This is a genomic window from Streptomyces sp. O3 (genome assembly GCF_054788135.1).
In genome coordinates, this window is the sequence record NZ_JBTVYK010000102.1 from 1 (window position 1) to 8336 (window position 8336).

Here is an 8336-nt window from a genome sequence, read left to right on the forward strand (position 1 = left end):
GTCCCCGGCCCCGCCCGCCGACCGCCGCGTACCCGCCCGCCGCACCCGCGTGCTGGCACTCGCCGAGGCGCGCTGGGCCGCCGCCGCGACCGTCGCGTTCCTGCTCGCGCTGCCGCTCCAGCTCACGGGCGCGAGCGGCTGGCTCTGGGGGCCGCTGTACGCGGTCGCGTACGCGACCGGCGGGTGGGAGCCCGCGCTGGAAGGGCTCAGGGCCCTGCGCCGGAAGACCCTCGACGTGGACCTGCTGATGATCGTCGCGGCGCTCGGCGCGGCCGCGATCGGGCAGTACCTGGACGGCGCGCTGCTGATCGTCATCTTCGCCACGTCGGGCGCGCTTGAGGCGCTGGCCACCGCGCGTACGGAGGACTCGGTGCGCGGGCTGCTCGACCTGGCGCCGACCACCGCGACCCGGATCACCGCGCACGGCGAGGAGACCGTCGAGACGGCCCGGCTCGCCGTCGGGGACGAGGTGCTGGTGCGCCCCGGCGAGCGGATCGGCGCCGACGGGCGGGTCGTGGACGGCGCGAGCGAGGTCGACCAGGCCACCATCACCGGCGAGCCCCTGCCCGTACCGAAGTCCGCCCGGCGGCCGAGCGGATCCGCCGAGCCCGCCGAGCCCGCCGAGCCCGCCGGGTCCGCCGAGCCCGCCGGGTCCGCCGGGTCCGCTGAGCCCGCCGAGGGCGCGCGGACCGGTGACGATCAGGTGTTCGCGGGGACGCTGAACGGCACCGGCGCGCTCCGGGTGCGCGTCGAGCGCGACCCCTCCGACACGGTCATCGCGCGGATCGTCGCCCTGGTCGAGGAGGCCTCCCGTACCAAGGCGCCGACCCAGCTGTTCATCGAGAAGATCGAGCAGCGGTACGCGGTCGGGCTCGTCGTGGCGACCCTCGCGGTCTTCGGCGTGCCGCTCGCCTTCGGCGCCGAGCTGTCCGGCGCGCTGCTGCGGGCCATGACGTTCATGATCGTCGCCTCGCCGTGCGCGGTCGTGCTCGCCACCATGCCGCCGCTGCTCTCGGCGATCGCCAACGCCGGGCGGCACGGGGTGCTGATCAAGTCGGCCGTGGTGATGGAGCGCATCGGGCAGACGGACACCGTCGCGTACGACAAGACCGGGACGCTCACCGAAGGGGCGCCCCGCGTCACCGAGGTGCGTCCCGAAGCGCCCTTCTCCGCGTCGGAGTTGCTCACCCTCGCGGCCTCGGCCGAGCACGCGAGCGAACACCCGCTCGCCCGCGCGGTCGTACGGGCGGCCGACGAGCGCGGGCTCGCCCCGCGCACGGCCCGCGACTTCGCCTCGACGCCGGGGCGCGGCGTGACGGCGAAGGTTGACGGACGGGTGGTGGAGGTGAGAGCGGCCCATGACGCTGGCGCCGCACCCACCACCACCTCCGCCGCCAGGACCGGCATCGGCACCGGCATCGGCACCGGCACCGGCACCGGCATCGGCACCACCTCCGCCGCGCGTGCGGTCACCGTCGTCCAGGTTCTGGTGGACGGTGTGCCCGCTGGGCGGCTCGGCTTCGCTGACCGGCTGCGTCCGGACGCGCCCGCCGCGGTCGCCGAGCTGGCCAGGCTCACCGGTACCGCGCCGGTCCTGCTCACCGGGGACAACCACCTGGCGGCCGCCGCCGTCGCCGCGCGGGCCGGGATCGCCGCCGACGGCTCGGGCGGCGACGTACGGGCCGGACTGCTGCCCGAGGAGAAGGCCGCCGCCGTCCGGGAGTTCCAGGCCGCTGGCCGCAAGACCCTGGTCATCGGCGACGGCGTGAACGACGCGCCCGCGCTCGCCGCCGCGCACACCGGCGTCGCGATGGGCCGGGCGGGCTCGGACCTGGCCCTGGAGACCGCGGACGCGGTGGTCGTACGCGACGAACTCGCCGCCGTGCCGCGCGCGGTGGCCCTCTCCCGCCGCGCCCGGCGGCTGGTCATCCAGAACCTGGTGATCGCGGGCACGTTCATCGCCGTACTGGTGACCTGGGACCTGGTGGGGCACCTGCCCCTGCCGCTCGGGGTCGCGGGCCACGAGGGATCCACGGTGCTGGTGGGTCTCAACGGGCTGCGGCTGCTCCGTGAGAGCGCCTGGCGGGCGTGACCGCATCGTTATCGCGAGAATTCGACCCTGACATAAGCATCGCGTAGGTTCAGACCAGTGTTAATTCGCGTCGGCAAAGTCGCGTGGTGGCACCGCGCGGTGGAGGGGGCCGCGCGGTGCCGCCCGCCGCGCCCCGCGCGGAGGCCGCGCCCCCGTGTGCGTAGGCCCCCGGACCCATGCGACACGGGCCCGGCGCGGCCTAGGGTCGGCGCGTGCACGCGCTGCTGATCGTTCTCGCCGCCGGGTACGGCGCGCTCGCCGGAGGGCTGGTGCCCCGCGCGGCCTACCGGCTGTCCGTCGCTCCCGGCGAACCCTGGCGGACGTCCTGCCCGCGAGCCCACGACCTGACGGCCTCGCTCGCGCGCGGCTGGCTCGGCGTCGCGCGGTGCCCCGGCTGCCGCGGAGCGCGGTTCGGGCCCCGTACGCCGCTCCTGGCCGCCGTGACCGCGCTGCTGTGCGCGGCCATCGCGGCCGCCGCGGGGGCGCGCCCGGAGACTCTGGTGTGGCTGGCCCTCGTCCCGCTCGGCGTGCTGCTCGCCGTCGTGGACCACGCCGTACACCGGCTGCCCGACGTCCTGACGCTGCCGCTCGCCGCCGCCGCGCTGGCGCTCCTCGGGCTCGCCGCCCAGGCGGACGCGGCCGCCGGGTCCTGGCGCGGCGTCCTGCTCGGAGGGCTGGTGCTCGGCGGGGTCTACTTCGCGCTGTTCCTGATCTACCCCAGCGGGATGGGCTTCGGTGACGTCAAGCTGGCGACGGCCCTCGGCGTAACCCTTGGGTGGTACGGGTGGGGGGTGCTGCTGCTCGGCTTCTTCGCCGGGGTCGTCTACGGCGGCGGATACGCCCTCGCCCTTGTGCTGCGAGGCCGTGCCGGACGCAAAACGGCGATGCCGCTCGGCCCGTGCATGCTAGCCGGAGCATTCAGCGGACTGTTGCTCGGCGGTATCGGAGCGTAGTCATCGCGCGGTTATGTACGCGGCATCGCTCACGAAGGGTTATGGTGTAAGTCCCCCCCTCGGGCCGGTCCGTATCCCCCCCACGGACCGGCCCGAATTCTTTGCCGGGGAATCAGCCGGGACCAGCCCCGGACTCAGCCCCGGACTCAGTCCCGGACTCAGTCCCGGACTCAGTCCCGGACTCAGCCGGGACTCAGCCCCGGTCGGCCCAGATGTTGGTGCCCGGCGTGGACACCGCGAAGGCGTCGATCTCCTTCAGCTCCTCGTCGTCGAGCTTCGGACCGCCCAGCGCCGCGACGTTCTCCTCCAGCTGCCGGACGCTGGACGCGCCGATCAGCGCCGAGGTCATCCGCTCGTCCCGCAGCACCCATGTCAGCGCCAGCTGGGCCAGCGACTGGCCGCGCCGGGCGGCGATCTCGTTCAGGCCGTTCAGGCGGCGCACCACCTCGTCCGACAGCAGCTTCGGGTCCAGGGACTTGCCCTGCGTCGCACGGGAACCCTCCGGGATGCCGTTCAGGTACTTGCCGGTGAGCAGGCCCTGCGCGAGCGGCACGAACGAGATGCAGCCCATGCCCTCGTCCGCCAGCACGTCGAGCAGGTTCTCGTCCTCCGTCCAGCGGTTGATCATGGAGTACGACGGCTGGTGGATCAGCGGGCGTACGCCCATCTCCTTGAGGATCCGGGACGCCTCGCGGGTCTGCTCCGCGTTGTACGACGAGATGCCCGCGTACAGGGCCTTGCCCTGGCGCACGGCCGAGGCCAGCGCGCCCATCGTCTCCTCAAGCGGCGTGTCGGGGTCGAAGCGGTGCGAGTAGAAGATGTCGACGTAGTCGACGCCCATCCGCTTCAGCGACGCGTCCAGGGACCCCAGCAGGTACTTGCGCGAGCCCCACTCGCCGTACGGGCCGGGGTGCATCCGGTAGCCGGCCTTGGTGGAGAGCACCAGCTCGTCGCGGTACGGCGCGAAGTCCTGCCGGAACAGCTTGCCGAAGTTCAGCTCGGCCGAACCGGGCGGCGGGCCGTAGTTGTTCGCCAGGTCGAAGTGGGTGACGCCGAGGTCGAAGGCGCGGCGCAGGATCGCCCGCTGTGAGGCGAGGTCGCGGTCGTCGCCGAAGTTGTGCCACAGGCCGAGCGAGACGGCGGGCAGCTTCAGCCCGGAGCGGCCGGAGCGGCGGTACTCGATGGAGTCGTAGCGGTCGCTCGCCGCCTGGTACGGAGACTTGTCGTTCATGGGAACGAAGTTACGTGAGCGCGGGATCACGTGAGCGCGGGCGCACCCGTCGCGTGAGGGCGGCGTGAGGGCGGCCACACCCATGGGGTGGCCCACGGACACACGGCGGTAAGGTATCGCCCTTGGGGGATGCACGGACCTGCCATCTGCCGGAGGGGCTGAACAGAGTGAACCTGCGCGACCTGGTGTATCGGCTCTACGCGCGCCGGGTGGAAGGCCGCCTCGACCATGCGCAGGTCCCCGGACACATCGGCGTCATCCTCGACGGCAACCGGCGCTGGGCCAGAGCGTCCGGCGGCACCACGGCCGAAGGCCACCAGGCGGGCGCCCAGAAGATCTCCGAGTTCCTCGGCTGGTGCGCCGAGACCGAGGTCGAGGTCGTCACGCTCTGGATGCTCTCCACCGACAACCTCGACCGCCCCGAGTCCGAACTGGTGCCGCTGCTCGGCATCATCGAGGACACCGTGCGCGGCCTGGCGGCGGACGGGCGCTGGCGGGTGCACCACGTCGGCACCATGGACCTGCTGCCCGCCCGTACCCAGACGGTGATCAAGGAAGCCGAGCAGGACACGCTCGGCAACACCGGGATACTCGTCAACGTCGCCGTCGGCTACGGCGGCCGCCAGGAGATCGCGGACGCCGTGCGCTCGCTGCTCCTGGACCACGCCGAGCGCGGGACGACGTTCGAGGAACTCGCCGAGCTCGTCGACGTCGAGCAGATCTCCAAGCACCTCTACACGCGCGGCCAGCCCGACCCGGACCTGGTGATCCGCACCAGCGGCGAGCAGCGGCTGTCCGGGTTCATGCTGTGGCAGTCGGCGCACTCCGAGTACTACTTCTGTGAAGTCTTCTGGCCCGCCTTCCGCAAGGTCGACTTCCTGCGCGCGCTGCGCGACTACGCGGCCCGCCACCGCCGTTACGGCGGCTGACCACCGCCTCCGGGTCCGGCACGCTTTTCGGCCACTGGCTGTTCACTTTCATGCCGTCATATGCCTGGCATGGCAGCACCTGTTCGAGGGAATACCCCCTCCAGGTCGACGCTCGTACCAAGGGCGTCGCATCTCAGTGAGCGGCACCGGGTCGCTCATCCGGGAGGCCCGTTGCACGCGATGGACCGTACGAGTTACGGACAGGCGGAGGGCCGGCGCTCGGCCCGTGCACGCGGGCCAGAGCCCGGTCCGGTCCCCCGCGACGCCGTCGCTTCCCCAACCTCTGCCGAGGGGGTACGTCCTTCCGTGGTGACCAGCACAAAGCGCCGCATGCCCGACAGGCGCACCTATGTAATCGACACCAGCGTCCTGCTGGCCGACCCGGCGGCTCTGACCCGCTTCGACGAGCACGAAGTCGTGCTTCCGGTCGTCGTGGTGACCGAGCTGGAGGCGAAGAGGCACCATCCCGAACTCGGCTACTTCGCCCGGCAGGCGCTGCGGCTGCTGGACGACTGCCGGGTGCGGTTCGGCCGCCTCGACGCCCCGATCCCGATCGGCGAACTGGGCGGCACCCTGCGCGTCGAGCTCAACCACTCCGATCCCGGCGTCCTTCCGGCCGGATACCGACAGGGGGACAACGACTCACGGATCCTGGCGGTCGCCCGCAACCTCCAGGCCGAGGGGTACGACGTCACGGTCGTCTCCAAGGACCTGCCGCTGCGGATCAAGGCCTCGTCGGTGGGGCTGCTCGCCGAGGAGTACCGCGCCGAGCTCGCGATCACGGACTCCGGCTGGACGGGAATGTCCGAACTGGGCGTCTCGGGGGAGCAGGTGGACCTCCTCTTCGAGGGCGAGTCGCTGCATGTGCCCGAGGCGGCCGGGCTGCCCGTGCACACCGGTCTGACGCTGCGCTCGGAGCGGGGCCAGGCGCTGGGACGGGTCACGCCGGAGGGCGACGTCCGGCTGGTGCGCGGCGACCGTGAGGCGTTCGGCATCAAGGGCCGCAGCGCGGAGCAGCGCATCGCGCTCGACCTGTTGCTCGACCCGGAGGTCGGCATCGTCTCGATGGGCGGCCGGGCGGGCACCGGCAAGTCGGCGCTCGCGCTCTGCGCGGGCCTGGAGGCCGTACTGGAGCGGCGGCAGCACAAGAAGGTGATGGTCTTCCGGCCGCTGTACGCGGTGGGCGGGCAGGAGCTCGGCTATCTGCCGGGGTCCGAGTCCGAGAAGATGAGCCCCTGGGCGCAGGCGGTGTTCGACACGCTGTCGGCGGTCACCTCGCGTGAGGTGATCGAGGAGGTGACGGCGCGCGGCATGCTGGAGGTGCTGCCGCTCACGCACATCAGGGGCCGCTCGCTCCATGACGCGTTCGTCATCGTGGACGAGGCCCAATCGCTGGAACGGAACGTCCTGTTGACCGTTCTGTCCAGGATTGGGGCGAATTCACGTGTCGTCCTGACGCATGACGTCGCCCAGCGCGACAACCTCCGGGTGGGGCGGTATGACGGAGTGGTCGCCGTCGTCGAGAAGCTGAAGGGGCATCCGCTGTTCGCGCATGTGACCCTGACCCGGTCCGAGCGCTCGCAGATCGCGGCCCTGGTGACCGAAATGCTCGAAGAGGGTCACATCTGAGGCGGTACGCGGTAGTTACCCGGTAGTTGACGCCGTCCGGTGAAGCGGGAGAGCTTAGCCGGGCGGCGTCGTGACGCGCGCGTCTTTCCGTAAAACCCCTGGAACAAACGGGGTGTGAGCTTTCCCACGCAACGCGGAATTGCCACGCGCCGTCCCGTTCCGGCAGAGTCTGGGGACTGTCAGGCCCCGCATACGGCACCTCCGCACCCCCAGCGGTGCGGCACCACAGAACTTCATAGCGATCGCCGTGTGCCACCCGTGCCTCAAGAGGCCGCTCTCGCCAGAGGGTTGCCCGTCGGGTCCGCGCCTCCCGTGACCGTGTATCAGGTGGAGGCCAGTGCAAGGGGCACGATTGCGCCCGAAAGGTCACCGACCGGGCGATGCTGGAAGGAAACCGTGTGAGCCGGATTTCGGTCCGGGGATTCGCCGTGGCATCCGCCACCGCGGTCACCACTGTCGGCGCTGTCGTCGGCGTCGCCTCGGGCAACGCCGACACCGCCACCAACGACCTGGAGGCCACCGCGGCCACCGGCGAGGCCACGCTGCTCGCCGAGATCCCCGCGGGACAGCAGGCCGAGGTGCAGACCGCGTCCCTGGCGCAGCAGGCCGACGCCCAGGCGGCGGCGGCCGACTCGGCGGCCACCAAGTACGCGGAGGAGTCCGCGCGCAAGAAGGCCGCCAAGGACGCGATCGCCAAGAAGGAAGCGGCCGAGGCGGCGGCGAAGAAGGCCGCGGAGGAGAAGGCGGCCAAGGAGAAGGCCGAGCGCGAGGCCAAGGAGAGGGCCGAGCGGGAGGCCAAGGCCGCCAAGGAGCGGGCCAGCCGCTCCGAGGTCCGCTCCAACTCCGCCGTGTCGTCCGGGAACGACTTCGCGCAGCAGAGCTCGTACACCGTCGCGCAGGTCCAGGCGATGGCGCGGCAGATCGTCCCGGCGGACCAGTTCCAGTGCTTCAGCAACATCGTGGACCACGAGTCCAGCTGGAACTACAAGGCGACCAACCCGTCCTCCGGCGCTTACGGTCTGATGCAGGCGCTGCCGGGCTCCAAGATGTCCTCCACGGGCGCGGACTGGCGGACCAACCCCGCCACCCAGCTCAAGTGGGGCCTGAGCTACATGAACGGCCGCTACGGCAGCCCGTGCGGCGCATGGAGCTTCTGGCAGGCCAACAACTGGTACTGACCCCGCTCAACTTCTCGGAGCCCTCCACCGTCCTTCGGTGGGGGGCTTCGCGCGTGTACGGTTCCACACGACGCAGGGGGACGGATCGGTGGGGGGAAAAGGAAACATCATGTCGAGAGTGCCGGGCTGGCTGGGCCGCCTCGGAAACGGGCTGAGCCGACTGGGCGAGCGGCTGGGCGAGGCACAGCGCCGCGTCGGTCCCGACGACCCCGTACAGCGCGACCACGAGCCGTACGCCGCCGCCGACGCGGCCGGACCCGCACCGGGGCCCCGGCCCGCGCTCCCGCACGGCGGCACGGGTTCCGCCGGCGCGTCCGCCGACGC

At 72.0% G+C, this 8336-nt stretch carries 6 protein-coding genes and 1 pseudogene; 6 read left to right on the top strand and 1 reads right to left on the bottom strand.

Annotated features, from left to right (window positions below):
• The coding region (locus ACX6XY_RS29545; protein WP_460337514.1) for a heavy metal translocating P-type ATPase at positions 1-2092 on the top strand (2092 nt) is incomplete at its 5' end.
• A gap of 212 nt (positions 2093-2304) precedes the next feature.
• Positions 2305-3045: a prepilin peptidase gene (locus tag ACX6XY_RS29550; protein WP_460337516.1), complete on the top strand. Its 741-nt coding sequence runs from the start codon at positions 2305-2307 to the stop codon at positions 3043-3045.
• A 193-nt stretch (positions 3046-3238) separates the two neighbouring features.
• On the opposite strand, the gene mgrA is transcribed toward ACX6XY_RS29550, so the two are convergent.
• Entirely contained in the window at positions 3239-4276 is a 1038-nt protein-coding gene (gene mgrA / locus ACX6XY_RS29555; RefSeq protein WP_460337519.1) for an L-glyceraldehyde 3-phosphate reductase, read from the bottom strand.
• A gap of 167 nt (positions 4277-4443) precedes the next feature.
• On the opposite strand from mgrA, the gene ACX6XY_RS29560 reads away from it, so the two are divergent.
• The 4 genes and pseudogenes from ACX6XY_RS29560 to ACX6XY_RS29575 all read left to right on the top strand — a co-directional run.
• Positions 4444-5205, top strand: coding sequence for an isoprenyl transferase (locus ACX6XY_RS29560; RefSeq protein ID WP_460337528.1), 762 nt, complete (start codon positions 4444-4446; stop codon positions 5203-5205).
• Between the two features lie 306 nt (positions 5206-5511).
• Positions 5512-6834, top strand: a complete 1323-nt coding sequence (locus ACX6XY_RS29565) for a PhoH family protein (protein ID WP_460337522.1) — start codon at positions 5512-5514, stop codon at positions 6832-6834.
• Between the two features lie 398 nt (positions 6835-7232).
• Positions 7233-8012 (top strand): aggregation-promoting factor C-terminal-like domain-containing protein, encoded by a 780-nt coding sequence (locus ACX6XY_RS29570; protein ID WP_460337525.1) that lies wholly within the window; start codon positions 7233-7235, stop codon positions 8010-8012.
• Between the two features lie 109 nt (positions 8013-8121).
• A pseudogene (locus tag ACX6XY_RS29575) lies at positions 8122-8336 on the top strand (AI-2E family transporter); the annotation flags it as partial.

What these genes read in the sequence shown, in the direction of transcription:
- mgrA (WP_460337519.1), bottom strand. Translation starts at nt 4,276, where the DNA reads ATGAACGACAAGTCTCCGTACCAGGCGGCGAGCGACCGCTACGACTCC.